This window comes from Candidatus Krumholzibacteriota bacterium (genome assembly GCA_016932415.1).
Taxonomy (GTDB): Bacteria; Krumholzibacteriota; Krumholzibacteriia; order Krumholzibacteriales; family Krumholzibacteriaceae; genus Krumholzibacterium.
This window is the reverse complement of sequence record JAFGCX010000007.1, coordinates 71,375-93,215: the sequence shown is the minus strand read 5'-3', so window position 1 is coordinate 93,215 and position 21,841 is coordinate 71,375. Positions and strand designations below refer to the sequence as shown.

Here is a 21,841-nt window from a genome sequence, read left to right as displayed (position 1 = left end):
CCTCCGTTTCAGTCTCTTTGTTTACGCTATCGATCATCTTCTAATATGCCGTGACTTCCCTGCCACCGCTTCAGGGTCCCCGCATTTCTGATCGGATATCCCCGCTGGGACTTTAGTCTTTTGTCTTTGGAATCCGGCCGGTCCATCAGGCCGGCTTCCTCCAGGCTCTTCAAGACGCGATTGGTCCCGCATGGGGGTCTCACGACCAATTCCAGCGGGAGGAAAGTTTTTAAACGCTTTTCGCTTAAGGAGAGCTCTCCTTGCTTTTCTCTTCAGATTCCTGGCCAGTTCGCTTTTTGAAGCAAGCTTTCTGAGGAGAGACCTTTTGTCTGCCGGATGGTCCTCGAGTTCGGGAGGGCATGGTCTTATGGCGAATTGTCCCGGGATTATCGATTTTCCATTACAGCGCTGGATCTCCTCCATTCGTCTCAGGCTCGCCAGCCACAGCCAGACGTTATAAGGTTTGAAACTGTCCTGGTGGCAACTGGATCCGCCGGCAGCGATTCTTTTCCCGAGCGCTTCGACCTTCTCCCTGACGAATATGCCGGTCCCTTCGAACCAGTCCGGATCGACGATCTCGGAGATCTTTTTATATAGCGGGCCGCTTATCCATTCGCAGTAACGGTGAAAATCAACTGCCAGACCTCTTTCCGCGCCTTCAGTCCTTCCCCTCAGCGCCCTGTTCGTTCTTGCCCATGGAAGCCGGGCCAGACGGCTGTCCAGCGATTCAAGGAGATATCCGTACACCCTGTCGCCTCGCATCGATGGATGGATCGACCATATATATGAATATACCGAAGGATCGGTAAAGAACTGGTAGATCGAGCAGTGTTTTCCGATAAGGCTCATCGCCTGGTGTATCATCCCCCTCATGTAATGAGCCTGCTGCTCATGTTCGAACCTGGCATATTCAGGTTCATCGGGAGCCCTTGATGAGAGATTTTCAAGCTGTCCGGTGATCCTGTCCGCCGCTGAAGCGCAGAGATCTGGCCTTACAAGCCCGAAAAGATTTAACGGCGAATGAGCTTCGAGTTCCAGCAGGTGATTGCCGCTGAACTCGGCGCGGCCTATCGAATCGCCGTAACTTCCGGCAAGGACGATGGCGTCCCGGCTCAACGATGAGAACCATGAGACGCGGTGCAGATCTGGCGGAGGGACAAGAGCCCCGTTCGCGGCGGAGAGATCGATATTGTCAAAAAGTGTCCCGGGAGTTACCGGAATATTGATCCAGTCGAAATCGAGGATGTCGGCCACTGCTTTAGCGTATACCGCGTCTCTTGAATTCTCCAGTCCCCATGTAAGTCCGACCGGTCTATTATCTATCACGCCGTCTTTCCACAGGTGCCGGAGAGTGCCGGCGACTATCCTGCTGTCGAGCCCACCTGAAAGGAGGATATATATCTCATTTCTACCGGTGCATACCCGCCTGCCTTCTTCGTATAACAATACCCCGAGGTCTTCGGCGATCGACGGGGGAGTCCCGGCGCGCCAGCCGTGAGGCGGAATCTCCGAAAGGATCGGGTCATCAGCCCCGCCTGTTTCCGAGAGCCATGGATTTCTCGATACTTCCCTGACCATCGTCAGGTCGCCGACCGGGTAGTGGAAAGCTATCGATGAGAGAATCGCCGCGGTGTCCCAGTGAAGGTCGCCACTTGCCTCCATCGCCGCTTTATTGAAGCTGCTGGTCCAGCGGCCTCCCGCGACGCGGTATTTCGGTTGCTGGCAGAGGTGGGTCGGCGTAAAAAGGTCTGCCGGCCCGGTGAGGCTGACGCCTGTTTTTGTCAGCATCATCTTCTTCTCCATTCTCGCAGATGAGTGGCCATCGCCTTGATCTCTTTAACTGATATTCCTCTCGTGACAAAGAGGATCGGAAAATATACTGCGATCCCGAATCCTGTTCTGAGAAAGACGTTCCATCCCGGGATTATCATCAATACGGCGACCATCCCCGTCGAAGCGGCAACAGGCTTCCACAGCATCGGGAGTATATTTATCGATATGACCTTCCTCGTCTCCCGGTACATCGTCAGCATGACGACAAGTTCCGAAAAGAGGGTCGTCGCAGCCGCCGCGCTCATCCCGAAGGCCGGAATGAATATAAGGTTAAGGATAATATTCGTCACAGCTCCGAGAGAGGCGCAGAGGAGGTAGCGCTTCTGCCTGTTCGAAGCGATCAGGGTGTTACTGAAATGCTGGCGGATATTGATTATCGCGATGCTCCAGATGAGGATCTGCAGGGGGAGGATGCTTGCCGCATAGCCGTTTCCGAATGCCGTCCGGATCATCGGTCCGGCCAGTACCATCCCTCCGGCGGATATCGGGACAAGAAGGATTATCATGTGCCGCATGCTCTTGGATAGAAGAAGGCCGAGCTGTTTTACCGATGATGAAAATACGCGCGAAAGGTTGGGAAAGAGGCTGAAGAAATAGTAAGTGCCGAAAAGATTGATCGTGAAAATGATCTTGTACGCGGCATGGTAATATCCGACAGTCTCCTCGCCGTGGGTGAATCCGAGCATTATCATGTCGAAGTTGACGTAGATCTGGCTGAGTATGAAGCTTGCCGCCATCGGCAGGCTCTGTCTGAAAGCGTCTTTCCAGAAGGCCAGGTCGAAACTCAATCGGATGCGGTGACCTCCATGGATGTAACTGGCCAGCAGGATAAGGCTGCCTGCCGTCACGGAGGCGACCTGTAGCGCCGGCACACGGATGATCTGGGAGCTTTCCTTTATCAGGACCCAGACCGATACCGCATAGAGCAGCTGGGGGGCTATCCTGCTCAAAGCTATCCAGCCCATCTTCTCCCTGCCCTGGAAGACCCACCTGAGATGGAATGTCATTGAGTAGAGTTTCAGTCCCAGTACAAGCATCACGAGTTTTACCGTCATCGGCTTGGAAAGCATCGAGGTGAAAAGGAGCAGAAGGGCGTAGGCGACTGTGGCGAGTATGATCCTGATCGTCACTATATTGTTGACGTATTTTTCAGTGCTGGAAGGGTTTCTGGCGATCTCCCTGACGCCGAAATGAGTAAACCCCATATTTATAAAAAGAGTGAAATATGTTATCGCCGCCTGGGCGAAACCGAGTATTCCGAATCCTTCCGCGGCGAGTACCCGGGCGAGATAGGCGGTGGCAAAAAAAGCGAGGACGGAAGATACCGCGTTCGCTCCGGTAAGCGACAGGGTATTTCTCAGGACTCTCCCGATGACGGGGGAAGATTCGACCTTTGAACCTTCACCGGACTCTTCCAACGACGGTATCGCGTGCTCTTTTATTTCATGCCTGTCTTCCGGGGAGTGTTTTTCCCGTTTATCGACAACTGTAGCGTCAGTCAAACTGTTTTAGCTCCTTTTTCGTTCGATCTCATAGGCGGTAATCGGTTAACGCAAGAAGACTGCCTTCTCCGGCTGGAAAAACGAATTAATTGGACGTTGGTAACCCGTTGCCGTTATGGGTGTTATCAAGGCGGATCATTTTGCCTGGCAGATCTGACTCAGCACGGATCATTCAGGAGGGAATTTATTTCCACAACTGGGGGAAAGTATTTAGACCCGGAGTTCTTTATCGGATCCATCCATCTCTATCAGTTGCCTCGCGATATGGAAGTTGCCGGTGAGAGATCGATACGATGGGCCGTCGAGTTCGAAAGGGAATTCGACGAGCCTGGGAAGGGAAGACGCTTCAAGGCGGATCATCCCCGGCAGGTCCCCGCTTTCCCGGATCGAATCGGGAAGGGTCGCTATGAATATATAATCCATCAGTATCTTCGCTTCCGATGGCCTGAGCGAACACATAAGGGGCCTTCCCGGCCCGAGCGCTGTCGAAACGGTGAACGGCGGTTGCTGTTTCGTCAGGAGCCTTCCGACCTTTATATAAGCGTACGTGTTGGCGGCGTAAAAGGCCGGCACGAATATGTTGAAACTCTCCATCTGATCGATCTTTCGAAGCATGAATCCGAGTTCACCACTTTCGGGGGTCCTTATCCCTTCGCTGACAGAGCCGAATATCACTTTTGATCTTGCTTCCTTTCCGCGACCAGTGAGCTCGTCAATAATCCCGTCGACGAGCGACGGACTCGCCTCTGCCCCGGTCTCTACTATGGCGCAGGATATCTCCCGCAAGGAAGCGCAGGCTGATTCAATATTTCTTCTCATCTTATCTCGATCTATCTCGATGATCCAGAAGGGAAGAAAGACAGGTTCTCCATCGTAATCGTGCGGCAGGACGACTCTCGCGGGTGAGAGTGGTTTGAGGGAGTCTCCTGATATTATCCAGTATCTGTAGCACCGGTCGCACTGGAAGGTAAGGTACTCGCCCATCACCGGAAGGTGGTTGCCGCAATGTCCGCACTTGAGATCCCTGATCCTGTATCCGTTATCCATCGGTGGAGCCTCCTCCCAGCCACTTTTGCAGGTTGCCCATCAACCAGTGATGCGGCGCGATGAATCTGCCTTCTGCCGCCATATTGCAGATATAGACGGCCAGCGCCGCTATCGGCACGAGAGGAGCCCAGGTTCCGAACAGAAAAGCGAGCGTCGCCGGGATAAAAAAGATCAGAGCGCGGCTTCCTTTTTTCTGCCGGGGATAATCTCCCCTGATAATATGACCCTCGTTCCCGTCCACGGTGATCGAATATATCCTGCCCGCGTGCCTGTAACGCAGGATATACACCGGGTAGTAATATATCGAGAAGTCCTTGCTGAAAATATCGAATCTGCTGCTTCTAATGTTGGACGATGCCGGTTTGGCGAGGGTCGAGAGATGCTGGAAAGCGTCTCTTTCCGCCTCTTTTCTAGTTTTCATCGGCAGGGCGATATTGAGCGTTTTTTTCAATTCATGATCGAAGATGTTCCAGTCGAGAAGCCGGGCCTTCAGGGCTATTCCCTGGAGACCGAGGTCCCGGAGGGAACAGGCGGGAGTGCTCCAGTCGACATTTTTATAAATAAGTTTAGAGAAAGGGGAACGCTCCTCGATCGTCTTGAAACGGGTCTGGGTCCCGTTGGGGCCGGGAGCTGAGACTTCGATCTGTCTTCTCGTGATTTTTTCTCCGCATACCCATCCGGCGAGCCTTCCTTTGAGCCTCCAGAAAGGGACGTTGATCAGCCGAATGTCAAGGATCGACGCGTGACGGGCTTTTATCTTTCCGCCTGTCTTCTCTGATAGGAAATGAAGGGCGGCGAGTCTTGCTTTGCCGTCAGATATGACTGGAGGAAGGATGAACTGTTTTACCCCTTTCGGGCTTATGACGTAGAGGGCCGATCCGCAGTACTGGCATCGTATGCTTTTCTCCCCGGAGCGGAGCCTGAGCGATCCACCGCAGTCGGGGCATGTTATTCCGACAGTCTCGGATCGGTCGGAAGCTCCGGCTGGACGCGGGCTGTTCCCCTTCTCAAAGACTGGTGTCACGATAGGCGCCTCGACCTTACTCTTCACTTCTTTTCATCCTTTCCCGGATGGAAACGATGGCGAACCCCGCCGTGGCGGCAAGCATTATATATCCGAGCCGGCCGGCAAGGCCGTTGCCCAGCCTGCCGATAAAAAGAAAGGCTGTAAAAAGGATCGCCGCCATAAGGATATTGGTGGTGTTGACGGAAGATGGCCTCGGAGGAGGAAGGGTCGAAGCTATAACGAAGAGGTTCTCCGCGGTGACGAGAGCTTCGTATTCTTCGCCCGCCGCTTTGTACCTGATCCTGTAAAGAGGGATATGCAGAAGTTTCCTCGATTCGCCGGGCAGCTCCTTCGGCATAAATGTCTTTTCCTTTCCTGCCAGCTCCGCGTCAAAGAAGGAATAGTTTCCCGAAGGTGGATGGGGAAGTGGCAGAGACCATGATGGAGCTCCCGGGGCCGGCAGAGTTCGCATTTTCTCCCTGTCGTCCTCGATCATCAGGTAGGGAACGAAGGCGAACTCGATCTTCATTTCTTTCGCTCTGGCCAGGCTTTTCATGTTGAGAAAAGATACAAGCGCCTGCTGAGCTGTTTTGTCGTTTCTTTCGTGTGGAAGGATCAGATGTTCGCAAAGGCGGGTCTCCTCTACGACGAGAGAGCATCCGCAATACGCGCAGAAGAGCATCTCCTGCCCCGGCTGCGTCTCGTTTTCACCGCCACAAAGGTTGCATCTGACCAGCATCGCTTTCCTATTCCACTCCTTCTCCGCAATTCGTGCAGAATCTGGTCCCATGCGGAAGCGACATGCCGCAGTGAGGGCAGACAAGGCCCGTTCCGAGCCTGTGTCCGCAGCTGCTGCAGAACTTTGCCTCAGCCGGCAGATCGGTCTCGCACTCGGGGCACCGGTTCATGACGACAAGCTGAGTCCCGCAATTCTGACAGAATCTTGATTCAACGGAGACTTCGTTGTGGCATTTCGGACAGGCCGATCTCTGCTCGGCGGTGGCGGTGTTCCCTCGCGCCCGGCTCGGGATATTCTGAGCGAGCATCCCCGGGATCATCATGCCGAGCCCCGCGCCTACGCCGACGCCCATGCCGGACGCCGCCGCCGCTCCGGCTGCTCCGCCCGACCCTCCGCTGGAAGCGGCGTCGCCCATCGCTTTTGCCGCCTTGAATTTGAAGAAATCGTCGAGATTTCCGACCGCGGCGAGTCCGCTTCTCTCGTCGATCATCTTCTGGACCTCAGGGGGAGGGGTGATCGAACTGATGAAGAAATCGGTCAGCTCCATGCCGTATTTTGAAAAATCGTTTACGAGGCGATCCCTGATCTCGACCGCCAGCTCGTCGTAGAACTGCGGGAGTTCGAAGATCGAATCGAGTTTTTCACCGAAAAGATCGTTCATCCTCGCTACCACGACATCGCGCAGGTAGTCGCCGATCATTTCACTGGTGTAGACGCCCTGGGTACCAACGACGCTGTTGATAAAAAGGACAGGTTCCTTGATCTTGAATGTATACAGCCCGAAAGCTCTCAGCCGGACGAGGCCGAGCCGGCTGTCCTTGAAAGCGACCGGGTCTTTAGTTCCCCATTTCTGGTTGAGAAAGGTCTTCATATTGACGAAATAGACTTCCGCCCTGAAGGGACTTTTAAAACCCCATGGCAGCGCGAGGATCTTCGTAAGTATAGGAAGGTTTTTTGTAGTGAGGGTATGGCGCCCCGAGCCGAAGACGTCGAGCCCTTTTCCGTCTTTGAAGAAGACGGAGCTCTGATTGTCCCTGACGATAAGCTGAGCGCCCATTTTTATTTCGGCCGATCCTTCAGGCGGTATCCTGTGGACTATCTCGGCTCCCGATTCATCAAACCATTCGAGTACTTCCATGAATTGCGACATATTTCCTCCTTGGGCCTTAGGCCTGAATGATAATATTTTTATCAGTGATCAGTGTCTGCTGCCTGTGATCATCGATTTAACTGCAATCAGGATGCCAGAATGCAACTTTTAAGCCTCTACGGCCGTATTATTTTCAAATATGACTCCGCAAAACCCCGCGGCTTTGCAACTTGAGATATGACAACGTTTATTTCTTTGATCGATGTAACGCGGGCGCGGGTACGGATTTTGCTGCATAAAGCGAAACCCTGATTTTCGCGCCGGATCTTTACGAAACCGGCAAAGAAATGTACAACTGGCAGACATTTTTTCGCGTTCATGCGCCGCGTGGACCTCGCGGAGGAATATGATATTAAAAAAAGTTCGCGGTACTGAATCAAAGCGGGAATGAAAAAACCAGGGATTTTAAGAAAATTTTATTTATGGAAATTTTTAAGAAAGACAAGTTTTTTTATTGCCAGCTTTGATCAAATAGGTGACAATATCGTTTAAATAAAAGAGGAATCCATCATCTGGTGCGGTGGCAGAATGCTTTTGGGAAAGGTTGGATGTAATTCGGATCGTTGAAAGCGAGGTGATAATTATCGGTCCGGGCCCCGGCCGGGGCGGTTGATTCAAGCACTTGTAAATGAAGGTAAACTGAACTGACAAGGAGATATCTAATGAAGCGTCTTATTATTGCTGTTGCTCTTATCGCTCTTCTGAGCGGTACCGCTCTTGCCGAGGGAATGACCTTCGGCGTAAAGGCAGGAGTGAACCTTGCCAATCTTACCGGGGATGACATCGATGACGTCAAGATGAAGCTCTGCTTCGGCGGCGGAGTATTCATGAACTACATGATGACAGAATCGATCAGCCTTCAGCCTGAACTTCTTTTCATGATGAAGGGCACGAAAGCCGATATAGATGACGATGCCGGTATCAAACTCAGTTATATCGATATCCCTATCCTCGCCAAATTCGCCGTGCCGATGGAAGGGGCTTTCGCTCCCTGTTTCTTCGCCGGTCCGTATATTGGTTTCAATATGAGCGCGAAGGAATATTATGAAGATGATGAAGAGGATCTTGATGACGTGAAGGCTATGGATTTCGGTCTTGTCTTTGGCGGCGGGTTCGAATACGCGATGGGTGAAGGGGCCATGACCTTCGACGTAAGGTATGCTCTCGGCCTTACCACCCTCGACGATTCCGATGCGGAAATGGACGTAAAGAATACAGGTATCATGTTCCTCGTCGGGTATGCTTTCTAGGGCATAAGACAAATTTATATTATCTGTAAGAACAAGGCGCGGGGCCGGAAGATGGTCCCGCGCCTTTTCTTTTGGTGGGCCGCCGGAGTTCGGGTCAAAAACGCCATCCTCCGATTCGAAGCCTTCTGCCGCCTTTTTTCTTGCCAGCGAAATATTCATTATGTGACAATAGCGGCCGGATAGTTGCTGCTCGTTATCAATTTCACATGGGAGGGTACCGCATGAAGCGTTTTCTTGTTCCTGTCGTTTTTATGCTGATTGCTGTGATGAGCCAGGCAGCCGCCGCGGAAGGGATCTCTTTCGGAGTCAAGGGCGGAATGGCGGTAGCGGGGATCACCGATGTCCCGAAGTTTCTCGACGAGGATATCAACTGGAAAGGGAAGGCGAGAACGGGGATGGCGGGGGGAGTCTATATGAAATACCCCGTCGCGGGGAGTTTTATTTTTCAACCGGAACTTCTTTTCGTCATGAAGGGATTCAAGGCGGAGTATGAAGAGGAAGAGGGAACTATCGACATGGAGGGAAAATTCAACTATATCGAGATCCCTCTTATCGCCAGGTTCTCCATTCCGCTCGAAGGAGCTTTCAGGCCGTGGTTCTGTTTTGGGCCGAGTATCGGATTCAACATGAGCGATAAAGTCGATATGAAGATCCATGGAACGGGGTATAGATTCAATATTAATGTCGATGCTGATAAGGCGATGAACAAGACCGATTTCTCCATTGTCCTCGGCGGCGGGTTCGAATATGACATCGGATCGACCGCCCTGACATTTGATATCAGGTACGAGCACGGGCTGACAAAGTTGATCGGGGGAGGAGACGTGACGTACGAGGTCGTCGAGTGGGAAGATGAGATGACCGAAGAGATCGATGAGCAGAAAGGCAAGAACAAGGCGTTCATCCTGATGGTCGGTATGGCTTTCTAGATAACAGGTGCTCATGATTTTACCATGACTTTTCAAGGCGCGGAGCCGGAAGCGGTTTCGCGCCTTTTCTTGTCTTTGAGTATCGTGGCCAGCGTGGTGCCGGTTTTTTCTTGTCTTCAGGGCTGGATGAGATGATAATCGTCCTGATTTTAACCGGCTGTGTCCGAATCTTGCATACGGCTTTTCTTTAAGCTTTCCGGTGATCTTGAGAAAGAAGCGTTTTGACAGGCAGCAATGACAAGATAAGAATCTGCGTGATGATGCCGAAATTTCATGTCGGCGGAGCCGAAGTGCAGGTGCTCGGTCTTCTTAAGAATATCGATCATGACCGGTTCTCCCTTTCCCTGTGCCTTTTCAACCGCGGCGATCCGGAGATGGAGAATGAGGCGGCGGAGTATGTCGATTCGATCTTCTACCTCGGTTTTCGGTGGCGCCATTTTCCCTTTTCGTTTTTAAGACTGGTAAAATATCTTCAGGACGGACGGTTCAGCGTCGTCCACGCCCATCTTGAATATGCCGGCCTTATAGGTCGCATGGCGGGGTGGTTCGCCGGGGTCCCGGTACGGATGACGACAGAGCATGGAAAGAACCTGTGGAAATCAAGACCGCTTCTGGCGATTGAAAGGCTCATGAACCGCGTCACCGACGCGAAGATATGCGTGAGCCGCGATATCATCGAGATCAGGCGGAGGAACGAGAAGACGCCGGAAAAGAAACTTATCTATATCCCGAACGCGGTGGATCCTGATCTGTTCAGGAATAATCATCCGCCAAGAGAGAAGCTTATGACCGAATTCGGATGGGATGACGGCGACCCGCTTATACTGTCGGTGGGAAGGGTCGTGGAGGCGAAAAACTATCCTCTTCTTGTCGATGCCATGGTCGAACTGGGCGGAAAGATCCCCCGTGCCAGGTGCCTGATAGTCGGCGACGGCGATCGCAGAAGCGAGGTCGAGGCGAAGATCGATTCCCTTGGAGCCGGAGATAATATAAAGATGGCGGGGACGCGAAGGGATATCGCCGATCTTCTGTCGGCCGCAGATATATTCGCCCTTTCTTCAGTCCGGGAAGGGTTGCCTGTATCGATCCTCGAAGCCATGGCAGCAGGGACGCCGGTGGTCTCCACCGATGTCGGAGGAGTAGGAGACGCTGTCACTGGTGAAGTGAACGGGCTTCTTGTGCCTTCCGGAGATATTAAAGCGTTGGCCGGGGCTTTCGAAAGGATATTATCCGATCGGCTGTTCGGGGAGAAACTCGCCGTCAACGGACTGGAGACGGTAGAAAAGCGTTTCAGTATAAGGAGGGCCGCCGACAGGCTCGGCGCGATATACACGGAGCTTGTTCAGTCAAGGAGTCGATCGGGACGAAAAAGATGAAGAATCCCTACGCGGTACCAGTAGTAATGTATCATACGATCGCGCCGGAGCGCCCGGGATGGCTCTGGTCCCACCTGGTCACGCCGGTCGATCTCTTTGAAGGACAGATGCGTCTGCTGAGGGAAAAGGGATGGAACACGATCTCCCTCACCCAGCTTCATTCGCACATGAAAGATAACGCTCCACTTCCCGACAGGCCGGTCGTCCTTACCTTCGACGACGGGTATCTCGATAACTGGGTGTATGCCTACCCGATCCTCAAAAAGTACGGACATCATGCCGTGATATGGATGAGTACCGATTTCATCGATCCCGCGGAGAAACCGAGGCCCAATCTCGATGATCTGGAAGAAGGGAGATCACGCCCGGAGGATCTGCCAGGGGAAGGGTTCCTCTCTCTTTCCGAGATGCTTATAATGGAGAAGACGGGCACGATCGAGATACAGAGCCACGCGAGGACTCACACATGGTATTTCAGCGGCAGCGATGTGGTGGATTACCACAGGCCGGCGGGAAACAGCGGGTATCAGCCGCTGCCCTGGCTTTCATGGAATCTGCGTCCCGAACTGAAATATCAGTACATGTCGAGGGATTTTGCAAGTGACGCGCCGTACGGCACGCCGATCTACGAATCTGAAAGATCGATAGTCGCAAGGCGTTATTTCCCCGACGAGAAAGTCGCTTCTCTTCTTACCGCTCATGTCAGGGAGAACGGGGGGCACCTCTATTTCGACAGAGCGCAGTGGAAGGAGGAACTCGATTCTATCGTCCGCGGCGAGCACTCTTCGGCGGGCCGGTTCGAGACGCGGGACGAATATGAGCAGAGGATCACCGAAGAGATAGCCGGTTCGCGAAAATTCCTGTCGAACAGACTGGGGAAGGAGGTGAGGTTTCTCTGCTGGCCGGGCGGAGGGTATAACGACACGGCGCTGAGGATCGCTTCGGAATCGGGATATCTGGCTACGACGACCGATTATCATAATCCCGCGATGAGAAATGTCTACGGCGAGGATGCCGGAAGGATCAACAGGATAGGCTGCGGATCGTGGATATCGCGAAGCGGCCTTGTGATCCGCAGGACAGACCCGGGATTTTTCATCTCGATTCTTGAAGGGTATGCGGGAAAAAAACTGTCGATTTGGAAATCGCGGTGTTATAAGATGAAATATCTCGTCAGGTGTTTTCTGAGCGGGAAAAAATAAAACAGAATGGAGCCGATAGATTATGGTCTTGCCACTTGCGCCCTCTCTGGTCAGAAATGTCATCCATCCCGTCTACAGAGGTCTTAAGGGAGACAGGCTTCTTGAAACGCTCGCCGAGCTCGAGAAGAATCAGTGGTTGTCTCCGGGGGAGATAGAGGATATCCAGTGGCAGAAGCTGGCGGTCTTTCTCAAAGCAGTGACGACCCATGTACCGTATTACAAGGATCTTTTCGAAGGCCTCGGCCTCAGCGCCGGGGATATTCAGAATCCGGTCGACTTTCTAAAGATACCTCTTCTCGATAAATATATTATCCGCCAGGAGGGGGAACGGATGGTGACGACAGACCCGATGGTGAAGGGGTACCGCTCGAGCACCGGTGGGTCTACCGGCGAACCCCTCTATTTCTCTATCGACAATTCAGCGGGGCCGGTCCGCAGGGCCAACACGCAGAGAAGCTACAGGATGGCAGGGATAGATATCGGCGACAAGCAGGCGTTCGTTTGGGGTTTTCCTTTCGATATCCCGCTTAAACAGAGGATGGCGAGCGCGATAAGGAACTATTTCAGCAATATCACCTACCTTTCATCTTTCAATCTTTCAGAAAAGGCGATGCGCGATTACGCGATGAAACTGAAGCGGAACAGACCCGATCTGCTGATAGGATATCCCTCGGCAGTCACTTTGTTTGCCGAATTCGTCAGGGACAGCGGGATCAAGGGTATAGAGCCCAGGGCGATAATATCGAGTGGCGAGAAGATGTATCCCGTTCAGAGGGAGACCCTCGAAGCAGTATTCAAGAGCAGGGTCTTCGACCGGTACGGAAGCAACGAATTCGCCAATGTCGCGCACGAGTGCGATCAGCATAAGGGACTGCACCTCTTTTCCGATCTGATGTACGTCGAGATACTGCGTGACAACGGAAGACCGGCAGGACCGGGGGAACTCGGAGAGATAGTCATAACCGATTTCCTTAACTGCTATATGCCTTTTGTGCGTTACAGGACCGGTGATATGGCTATAGCGACCGACAGGATATGCTCCTGTGGAAGAGGCCTGCCGCTGATTGAAAGGATAGAGGGAAGGACGTTCGACAATGTGATGACTCCTGACGGCAGGTCGATCGGCGGGTACTTCTGGACGTACCTGTCGAGGGTGGTGCCGGGGATCAAGCAGTTTCAGGTGGAACAGAAGCAGAGGAACGCGATCACTTTCCGATTCGTGCCCGGCCCGGACTGGAAGGATGAATACCTTCGCAGGGTCGAACAGGAGATCATCGAAAATATGGGTGAATCGGTCAGGCTTGATTTTGACAGGGTGGAAAATATCCCTCTTTCACCGGCGGGAAAATTCAGGTTTATAATCTCCAAGGTCGAGGAACGTATGGTGGTAAAGTCGAAGATCCACAAGGCGAATGTGACTGGAGTCGACCCGGAGAAGATCGATTGCGTGATAGTAGATGAGGAGATCCTCGAGTTGAGCAATATCGCGCCCTGCGAAAGGGTCCTGATCGTCGATAACACCAACGGAGCGAGGGTTGAAGCGTTCGTGATGAAAGGGAAGAGGGGAAGCGGCGAATTGATCGCCTGTGGAGCTGTCGCCAGACAGATACATGACAAGGATGAGATCATCCTTATGGCTTTCACATGGTCGGAAGAGACTCACGGACAGTTTTCAAATATTCTTGTCGACAAGGACAACCGGTTCGTTAAATATCTTACGGAAAAAGCGGGAGATATAGCCTGAAAAACCGGTCAGAGGACGGAAGCGTCTGGATTTTTCGCGCTCTTTATGATAGAATAGTCCGGCATCGTCTGGAAATATGCGGTGTCGTTAAAAGAAGGCAAATGGCAGCGGAAGGCATCAGAATATGAAAAGGCTTCTTTTGAAATCGATGATCCTGAAAGCGAGGATCACTCAGGCTGATCTCAGATATGTCGGGTCGATTACGATAGACGAGGACCTGATCGACCAGGCCAATCTCAGCGAGCATGAGAACGTGCATGTCATCGACCGCACGAACGGTAAAAGGCTTGAGACGTACGTAATAAAAGGCGAGAGGGGGAGCGGTATCATCTGCATGAACGGCGCCGCGGCTCATCTCATCAACAAGGGTGATGAAGTGGATATCATGGCTTTCTCCTGGTCGTCTGGAGAAGCTCATCCGATATTCATCGAAGTCGACCGGGAGAACCGTTTCGTAGCAAGCAGAAGCGCGGAAGATCTCCTCTGAACCGGCTTTTAGTATCAACGTCGATCAGGCAGGACGATCGCAGCCGGTCACCGGTTGATCGTGGGACCTATCGTCAGGATCAATATCCTTCCCTAATATCCGTCTTCATGCTCTTCATCCAGCTCGTCTTCCAGCATGACCGCGATCGCTCCGTACTTCATCGTTCTTTTTTCAGTTATGTCCGAAGCCCTGCTGAAATGCTTTTTTTCGTCTTCATTTGAATGGGAATTCTTTGTTTTGCGGGTGTTAGATCTGCGTTTCAAGACCGAACCGCTCCTTTCAATCACACCATTTGCTCAAAATGACCCCTTCCATGAATGCTGCTGCAAGAAATATGACAAATCTCTCAGATAAAGTTGATGATGAGGCAGGTTGGTATCTTCATTTCCAGATCAGCCTTATAGTTGTGGTAATTACTTCCGCGATGCGGATATTTCATGTAAAGGTGGCGTCTCAGCTGCCGAAATATAGTAAGCCGATACAATCGATCGAATTACGTGATTCCCGGAAGAGAGGTGACCGAAACGTTCCGTCCGGGTCGAAATAGCTATAGTCATACGGTGGGGAATTAAGGATTCGCAAAATGAATCGAAATGACATGGAACGGTGGCGAAGGGTGAAGTCTCTTGATGGTCTGAGTGATCCTGCCATACATGAACTGATCGACGAAGACCACGTCAGGCTCGCGGAAAGATTTCTCTGTTCTCAGAGCGTCGAATCTCTTATGAACATCGCGGCCGATATCGCTCATGACTTTAACAATATTATCTACGGGATCACCGGGTATGTGACTATGGCGATGGCCGAGATGGACAGGACGAAGCAGTCATATTCAGATCTTGAGGAGGTGATCAAAGTCACCGAACAGGCGGGCAGTTATTTCGAAAAACTTCAGAAGCTCGGCAGAAAGCTCTACCCTGTCTTCGTGAAAGAAGAGATCGGGATAGTCATGGAAAGCCTGGAAAGGTTTCTATCGATCTCCTTTCCGTCAGATATGGAAATCGAATTCCATCACTGCCAGGTACCGGTTCAAATCATGATCGACAGGGGGCAGATCGAAAGAGCGATCCTCAATATATGCCTTAATTCAAGGGACGCCATGCGCGAAACTGGCAGGCTTGTGGTAAAGACCGATCTGATCGTTTTCTCCACGTCGACTGGTGAATACTACGATATTGTCCCCGGAGAGTATTTCAGGATCATTGTCGAAGACGACGGTGAAGGCATGGATCGCGATAAGCTTTCCAGTTTACATGAACCGTTCTTTACATCGAGTCCGGGAGAGTGGCATACAGGCCTCAGATTATCGATAACGAGCAGGATCATCCAGGACCACAAGGGAAATATCAGGGTCAAAAGCAACAGTGGTAAAGGTGTTGTCGTAGAGATCCTTCTTCCGGTGATCGATGTTGAATCGACATAATCATAATCCGCGGCGCCGATCCGGACCGATCGTCAGTCTTTTTCGCTCTCTTTCACCCCGGGCTCCAGGCCGTACCTGTCGAACAGAAACAGCGGAGGCATAGGTCCATCGATCGGTTTGAGATCCCTGACATACCAGTCGTACCATTCAAGGTGCCTGTAAAGGACATCTATCCTGCCAGGCTGTTTCCTGTTCCCATGTCCCTCTCCGGGATACTGCACCATCCTTACGGCAGGATGGCCGTTCATCTTCAATCTTCTGTAGAATTCGATGCCCTGTGACGGATGGACCCTTGTGTCGGAAGCGCCTCCAAGGATCAGTACGGCTGTCCTGCTTTGTTTGGCGTAATATATGGGGCTTCTTTTAAGGCTGAACTCCCATTGGTCGTCATCTTCGTCGAGTTTCTTTCCTGAATGGACATACAATTCTTCCCAGGGGATGTCGGTCGTCCCCCGTTTGCTTATAATGTCGCTTATTCCGACGAACATGCAGACAGCCCTGACGTATCTGGTGTAATACGAAGCGAACCATGCCGAAGCGTATCCTCCATATGATCCGCCTCCCATACCGACCCTTTCCCGATCGGCGAGCCCTTCTGAGACAAGGAAGTCTATGCCGTCGGCGATATCGTCAAATTCCTTTCCAGCCGCGTCCATATATCCCCGGGCGGCAAAGTCTACTCCGTATCCCGTGCTCGCGCGGTAATTCGGATAGAAAACGAGATATCCTTTTCCAGCCAGCACCTGGGCCGGGTTGAAATAAGATCCGATCCAGGAGTTCGAGTAATGAGCTTCAGGGCCTCCGTGGACTCCCACGATAAGGGGATATTTTTCTCCCTCTGTCCAGGTTGCCGGGTAGACAAGAATGCCTTCGATCTCAAGCCCGTCGCGGGCGCTGTACCTGATCACTTCCTGCCTGCCGAGCCGCCTTTCGCTAATCCAGGGATTGAGGGTAGTCATCCTCGCAGGCGTTTTCGCCCCCTTTTTCCAGTAGAAGAGATCGCGGGGGATCGATGGGGAACTCGCCGTAAAGGCGAAACCGGCGAGATCAGGGGTGAAAGTCGGGAAATCAAAGACAAGCCCTGTCTCACGTCCGTCGAGAATGATCTTCCTCTTTCCCCCGGAGGCGCTGCACGTACTGATCGTATTCCAGGCTCCTTCGGCTGCAAGGGAGATGACGGTCTTGTTGTCTTTCCACGCGATATTCTTGACATGTCCATGGAAATCGTCTCCGCCGATATTGACGATCCTTCCGGTTGTAAGGTCAAGGACATACCCCTGGCTGACCGAGTGATCCTTCCTGTCCAGCGACGCCGTGTAGGCGAGCTTCGATCCATCCGGACTCAGGGCGTAATTGCCAAGCTTGCCTTCGTTCCTCGATACGCTTTCGATCTGTCCCGTTTCAATCTCCAATATATTGATCTTCTGGAACATGTAGATGTGATCGATCAGGTTTTCAGGGGTTATTGAGGCGGCGATCTTCTTTCCATCAGGACTGAATTCAAACCCTGCGACATTCACCCCTTCCGTCAACCGCTTCTCCTCATACCCTGTCTCCTCGTAAATTCCAGTGATATAAATGCTGAAATTTCTCAGGTCCTCCTCGTAGTAGATGAAATCATATCCCTTTTTATCGTATTTCACGGTTTCTTCACAGGCCGGATCGATAGCCCTGTAGGCGATCCTCTCTCCGCCGGGATGCCAGCGGAATCCGGAGACGCCAGTGCCGCAATCTGTTATCTGGACCGCCTCGCCGCCGTCCACGGGGATCATCCATATCTGTTTCTTTCCACTTTTTTGTCCCGGTCTCAGAAAGGCGATCTTTGATCCGTCAGGGCTGAAACGGGGAGATTCGATATTCACCTTGCCAGTTATAAAGGGATGGATCTCTCCCGTCTTTATCGAGGCGAGATACAATTCCCTGTAGGCGCCGCCAGGCTCGTCGGAAGCTTCTCTTGGGACCGACACGGTGTAGACGATTGATTCCCCGCAGGGAGATATTCTCGCGTCTCCTGCTGTCCTTATGCCAAGGAGATCCAGCGGCGAAACGAAATGGGCCTCTTCCGACCCGAGCGCCGGGGGCGCCGCTGAGACAAGTACAAGCAACGCGAATATTATTATAGTATTTCCTGATTTCTCAAATCTGAACATATCGATCGCTCCTTTCAGCGAAAAATTGGATCAAACGACCTGGCCGCCGCGAGCAGTATACGGTACCGGGGCGCAGTCCTCAAGAGAGTATAATATTGTTGTGACAGATCATGCGGCAACTGATCTCTTCCCGCCGTGTCGAGCTATTGATTTTTTAATCTGGAGTAAAGAGTTTCAAGATGATAAGCTCGTGCCGGTCTGCGATCTTTCCCCACGCCAGGCAGGGCTTTGCCGGCGAGCCTCGCGGGGAATCAAGATAGATACCATGCCGAACTGAAGAAAGGATGTAAGATGGCTGATATCCCGACAAAACTCCCACAGGAAGCGTACAGAGAGTTGAAAGAAGGCGAGGTCTATCATCCGATCGTTCCGGCATCTTCCACTTCATTCGAGGTCACTCTCCGCGCTATCCTTACAGGTATAATAATGGCCGTCATATTTTCGGTGGCATCGGCCTACCTGGCCCTGAAGACGGGACAGGGGATGGAAGCAGCGATTCCGATCGCCATCCTCGCGATCGGCCTGGCGAATATCTTCGCCAGAAAAAGCACGATCCTCGAGAATGTGATCATACAGTCTGTCGGAGCGGCGTCAAGCGCCGTCGTCGCTGGAGCTGTTTTTACTATACCGGCCCTTTATATGCTCGATATAGAAGTCTCTTTCTGGCATATCTTTCTTACTGCGTTTCTCGGGGGCAGTCTCGGCGTACTTTTCCTGATTCCTCTGCGCGACTATCTTATGGTCCGTGAGCATGGAAGGCTTCCCTTTCCTGAAGCTATGGCGACGACAGAGATACTGGTGGCGGGCGAGAGTGCCGGCCATCAGGCGAAGACTCTTATCTGGAGCGCTGTCGTGGCGTTCATATTCGATCTGTCGATCCTTACATTCGGTCTCTGGAAAGAGATCATAACTTTTCACGCGGTTTGGGTCGGCAGGTGGCTCGAGGAACGTTTTTCGATGGCCGTCCGGATTGACAGCCTTTCGGCGATCGTGGGCCTTGGCTACATCGTCGGCATAAAGTACGCGTCGATCATCGCCGCGGGAAGTTTTCTCTCTTTCCTTGTTCTTATTCCCCTTGTCCATTACATCGGGGCGCATCTGACCGGTATCATCCCTCCAGGGACGATACCGATATCGGAGATGTCGGTCGACGATATTTTCGGCAATTACGTGAGGCTTATAGGGATCGGGGGTATCGCCGGGGCGGGGATAATGGGGATCGTAAAGAGCGTACCTTCGATAGGAAAATCATTCATGCTCGGTATCAAGGGGATTGCCGATGCCAAACACGCCGAGGCTGATGATTTACGGACCGAGCGTAATCTCAAGTTGCGGGATGTATTCATCGGTATAGCGGCGATCGGACTTTGTCTCTGGCTTTTTTTCAGGGGAGGGTTCGCCGGTTCGATGGTAAGCACTGTCGGTGTCCTTCTCGCTCTCGGGATATCATTTCTTTTTACGATGGTATCGGCGCGGGCGATCGGGTTGATAGGAACGAATCCTGTTTCGGGGATGACTCTTGCCACGTTGATCATAACGAGCGTGATCCTGACCAAAGTAGGGCTTTCCGGCAAGCCGGGGATGTTCGTTGCCCTGATCGTCGGGGGGGTCGTCTGCACTTCTCTTGCCGTAGCGGGGGCTTTTGCCACCGATCTAAAGATAGGATACTGGATCGGCGCCACTCCGAGGAATCAGCAGCTTTACAAATTTACCGGGATATTGGTCTCGGCCGTCTTCTGCGCCCTGGCGATGATGCTCTTCAATAGGATATACGTACTCGGTTCGCCCAATATGCCGGCGCCCCAGGCGACGGCGATGAAAGAGATCATTTTCGGTCTGATGGGGCCCGAGGCTGGAGTGCAGTGGATACTTTTTTCGTTCGGTATGATCATATCGGTCATCCTCGCGATGGCCGGAGTGCCCGCTCTGGCTTTCGCGCTCGGCATGTATCTTCCGATCGAACTCAATACAGCAGTGCTACTCGGAGGGTTCATCGCCTGGCTCGTCGGGCGCGGCGGCAGTGACGTCAAAGTGGTCAAAATGAGAAAAGAGAAGGGAATACTGGTGGCGTCGGGGCTGATCGCCGGAGGATCGATCGCTGGCGTTATCTCCGCCGTCATCGCCGGACTTAGTTGGGATTCTTTTCTTTTGCTGGAGTATTCCGACACGTTGTCGGAACTTGCCGGTATCGTGATGCTGGTCCTTCTGTCAGTCTTCATCTTCAATTATTCGAGAAGAGTCGAAGATTGACGCGATGTCCGGCTGGAATGACCGTCTATCGGCGATCCAGCCAGGAGTCGTGAGAGGTATCCGCGGGAGAGTAGCTATGGACAGAGACAGCGAAAACAGGACATACATTCATACGACCGACACTCTCTGGTCCGAGAGCGGTTTGAAATATCAGCGCGAAAAATACCGGCCGAAGATAGAATTTATCAGGGATTATTTCGGAGAGAGGTTCAAGGATCTCCGGCTTCTCGATGTGGGAGTGGGTTATGGAGTCTTCCTTCATCTCATGGAGAAGGAGTACGATCTTGCCGACCTGTCTGGGATGGATCCTTTTCCACGATCGATAGAGATCGCGGGGAAGTATACTTCCGCGACGATATACAATGGAGATATCAGGGATAAGCGCTGGCCCGTGGGAGAGAGGCCTTTTGACGTCATAACATCTTTCGATGTCGTCGAGCATCTCGAAGATCCATCGGTCTTTTTCAGGAAGGTCCGTGAATACCTCTCCGATGGCGGCCTCGTCGTTGTCACTACTCCCAACAAAGGCTTTCCGTACATCATGAGGTCGATACCCGGTTTCGGTATCAGGGATGCCAACCCGACGCATATAAACGTCAAGCCGCCCCGATACTGGAAGCGGCTGGCAAGGGATAACGGATTGAGGATCGTGAAGGCCTGGAAAGGCGAACATCTGACGCACACGAGGATATTCCCCAGGCTGTTCAGGAATCTTTGCCGGGCCGCCGGGCTTGATCACAGAAATATACCGCTCGTTAATTCGTTCGAACAGTCATTCTGCTTGATCCTCGCGGCAGACTGATCACCATCTGCAGGTCATGATCCTGAGGGGAAGGGTCAAAAGACCCCAGACCAGGCTGAAGAGGCCTCCTATGACCGCCGCGGCGATCCTGAACGGAAGCGCGATCAGCCAGACCAGGGGCAACAGGAATAGGATCAGCAGCGCTATCGGCCAGCAGATGACAAAAAGTATACACCACAGAAGAAAACCGACCATCTTCTCACCTTTCTTTTTCTGTTCCTTTCTATAATACGGAACGGGGGTGGAATGGTTTCACGAGTCATCGGCCGGATCGTCTATATATCTTCCTGATTTTTTCCCAGCATGTCCATCAGATCGAGTTGTCCGGAGGAAAGGCCGTTTCCTGACCCTGAGACTTCACCGATGAAGGTGATCCTGGCAGCCATCTCGACCAGTTCGATTCGGCTGTACGCTTCAGGCAGCGATCTTCCCAACGCGATTATCCCGTGATTCTTCATAAGTATCACGTTGGAGCGTTCTGCCGCGCCGGAAACTGAAAGCGCAAGCTCTTCGCTTCCCGACTGGGCGAAAGGTATTGTCCCGACGCAGCCGAGGATGATTCTCGTCTCATCTGTCAGATCGAAATCGATCTCTCTTCCCGTAGACATGAAGGCGGTCGCGAAAAGAGGATGGGCGTGGATTATGACGGAGATGTCTGGACGTCTTTCATAGATCCCGAAATGCAATCCCGTCTCGATACTTGGTTGAGGTTGAGAGCCTTGCCGGGTCTCTTTCCGGGATATCTCTATTATATCGGATGGCCCAAGCCTGTTTTTGCCTGGACCTGAAGGAGTGATGAATATCAGCCCTTCATCACCGCGGATGCTGATATTTCCCCCGGAAGAGGTGGTAAGCTCCTTGTCGCAGAGAAGCCTCATATAGAAAGCGATCTCTTCTCTTGTCTTCAGTTTATCCATCGAATCACGCGTCCCCGGCGGGTATCCGGCCTTT

The 21,841-nt window shown here is 52.4% G+C and carries 19 protein-coding genes; 9 read left to right on the top strand and 10 right to left on the bottom strand.

From position 1 onward, the window contains the following. Window positions 1-33: 33 nt before the first annotated feature. The 6 genes from JW814_01170 to JW814_01145 form a co-directional block, all read right to left on the bottom strand. On the bottom strand, window positions 34-1,791 hold the full coding sequence (locus JW814_01170; GenBank protein MBN2070038.1) for a hypothetical protein: 1,758 nt from the start codon (window positions 1,789-1,791) through the stop codon (window positions 34-36). Next, window positions 1,788-3,335, bottom strand: coding sequence for a flippase (locus tag JW814_01165; protein ID MBN2070037.1), 1,548 nt, complete (start codon window positions 3,333-3,335; stop codon window positions 1,788-1,790). Before JW814_01165 ends, JW814_01170 begins: the two co-directional genes overlap by 4 nt. A gap of 210 nt (window positions 3,336-3,545) precedes the next feature. After that, window positions 3,546-4,382 (bottom strand): hypothetical protein, encoded by an 837-nt coding sequence (locus JW814_01160; protein ID MBN2070036.1) that lies wholly within the window; start codon window positions 4,380-4,382, stop codon window positions 3,546-3,548. Further along, on the bottom strand, window positions 4,375-5,433 hold the full coding sequence (locus JW814_01155) for a hypothetical protein (GenBank protein MBN2070035.1): 1,059 nt from the start codon (window positions 5,431-5,433) through the stop codon (window positions 4,375-4,377). The genes JW814_01160 and JW814_01155 overlap by 8 nt, the downstream gene beginning before the upstream one ends. Further along, on the bottom strand, window positions 5,423-6,127 hold the full coding sequence (locus tag JW814_01150) for a hypothetical protein (protein ID MBN2070034.1): 705 nt from the start codon (window positions 6,125-6,127) through the stop codon (window positions 5,423-5,425). Before JW814_01150 ends, JW814_01155 begins: the two co-directional genes overlap by 11 nt. Before the next feature lie 7 nt (window positions 6,128-6,134). Beyond that, the gene (locus JW814_01145) at window positions 6,135-7,277 is read right to left on the bottom strand and encodes an SPFH domain-containing protein (GenBank protein MBN2070033.1); all 1,143 of its coding nucleotides are present in this window, start codon (window positions 7,275-7,277) and stop codon (window positions 6,135-6,137) included. Window positions 7,278-7,939: 662 nt separating this feature from the next. On the opposite strand from JW814_01145, the gene JW814_01140 reads away from it, so the two are divergent. The 6 genes from JW814_01140 (at window position 7,940) to JW814_01115 (ending at window position 14,265) form a co-directional block, all read left to right on the top strand. Beyond that, window positions 7,940-8,527 (top strand): PorT family protein, encoded by a 588-nt coding sequence (locus JW814_01140; protein MBN2070032.1) that lies wholly within the window; start codon window positions 7,940-7,942, stop codon window positions 8,525-8,527. A 221-nt stretch (window positions 8,528-8,748) separates the two neighbouring features. After that, a complete protein-coding gene (locus JW814_01135) occupies window positions 8,749-9,456 on the top strand; it encodes a PorT family protein (GenBank protein ID MBN2070031.1) in 708 nt (235 codons plus the stop codon). A gap of 221 nt (window positions 9,457-9,677) precedes the next feature. Next, on the top strand, window positions 9,678-10,832 hold the full coding sequence (locus JW814_01130; GenBank protein ID MBN2070030.1) for a glycosyltransferase: 1,155 nt from the start codon (window positions 9,678-9,680) through the stop codon (window positions 10,830-10,832). After that, window positions 10,829-12,034, top strand: a complete 1,206-nt coding sequence (locus JW814_01125; protein MBN2070029.1) for a polysaccharide deacetylase family protein — start codon at window positions 10,829-10,831, stop codon at window positions 12,032-12,034. Before JW814_01130 ends, JW814_01125 begins: the two co-directional genes overlap by 4 nt. 22 nt (window positions 12,035-12,056) lie before the next feature. Beyond that, window positions 12,057-13,778, top strand: coding sequence for an aspartate 1-decarboxylase (locus JW814_01120; protein MBN2070028.1), 1,722 nt, complete (start codon window positions 12,057-12,059; stop codon window positions 13,776-13,778). 124 nt (window positions 13,779-13,902) lie between these two features. Beyond that, window positions 13,903-14,265 carry an aspartate 1-decarboxylase gene (locus JW814_01115; protein MBN2070027.1) on the top strand — a complete coding sequence of 121 codons (363 nt, stop codon included), beginning with the start codon at window positions 13,903-13,905 and terminating at the stop codon, window positions 14,263-14,265. Window positions 14,266-14,357: 92 nt separating this feature from the next. Here JW814_01115 and JW814_01110 read toward each other — a convergent pair whose 3' ends face one another. Then, entirely contained in the window at window positions 14,358-14,528 is a 171-nt protein-coding gene (locus JW814_01110; protein ID MBN2070026.1) for a hypothetical protein, read from the bottom strand. Window positions 14,529-14,848: 320 nt separating this feature from the next. Between JW814_01110 and JW814_01105 the strand changes: the two genes are divergently transcribed. Then, a complete protein-coding gene (locus tag JW814_01105; GenBank protein MBN2070025.1) occupies window positions 14,849-15,688 on the top strand; it encodes a hypothetical protein in 840 nt (279 codons plus the stop codon). 32 nt (window positions 15,689-15,720) lie between these two features. Here JW814_01105 and JW814_01100 read toward each other — a convergent pair whose 3' ends face one another. Next, window positions 15,721-17,838: a S9 family peptidase gene (locus JW814_01100; protein MBN2070024.1), complete on the bottom strand. Its 2,118-nt coding sequence runs from the start codon at window positions 17,836-17,838 to the stop codon at window positions 15,721-15,723. A 291-nt stretch (window positions 17,839-18,129) separates the two neighbouring features. On the opposite strand from JW814_01100, the gene JW814_01095 reads away from it, so the two are divergent. Both JW814_01095 and JW814_01090 read left to right on the top strand, forming a co-directional pair. Further along, on the top strand, window positions 18,130-20,088 hold the full coding sequence (locus tag JW814_01095) for an oligopeptide transporter, OPT family (protein ID MBN2070023.1): 1,959 nt from the start codon (window positions 18,130-18,132) through the stop codon (window positions 20,086-20,088). Between the two features lie 76 nt (window positions 20,089-20,164). Further along, window positions 20,165-20,890: a class I SAM-dependent methyltransferase gene (locus tag JW814_01090; protein MBN2070022.1), complete on the top strand. Its 726-nt coding sequence runs from the start codon at window positions 20,165-20,167 to the stop codon at window positions 20,888-20,890. Here the strand turns inward: JW814_01090 and JW814_01085 are convergent, their stop codons facing one another. Both JW814_01085 and JW814_01080 read right to left on the bottom strand, forming a co-directional pair. After that, a complete protein-coding gene (locus JW814_01085) occupies window positions 20,891-21,085 on the bottom strand; it encodes a hypothetical protein (GenBank protein ID MBN2070021.1) in 195 nt (64 codons plus the stop codon). Between the two features lie 80 nt (window positions 21,086-21,165). Beyond that, complete coding sequence (locus JW814_01080) at window positions 21,166-21,807, bottom strand: class II aldolase/adducin family protein (protein MBN2070020.1); 642 nt, start codon at window positions 21,805-21,807, stop codon at window positions 21,166-21,168. Window positions 21,808-21,841: the final 34 nt, after the last annotated feature.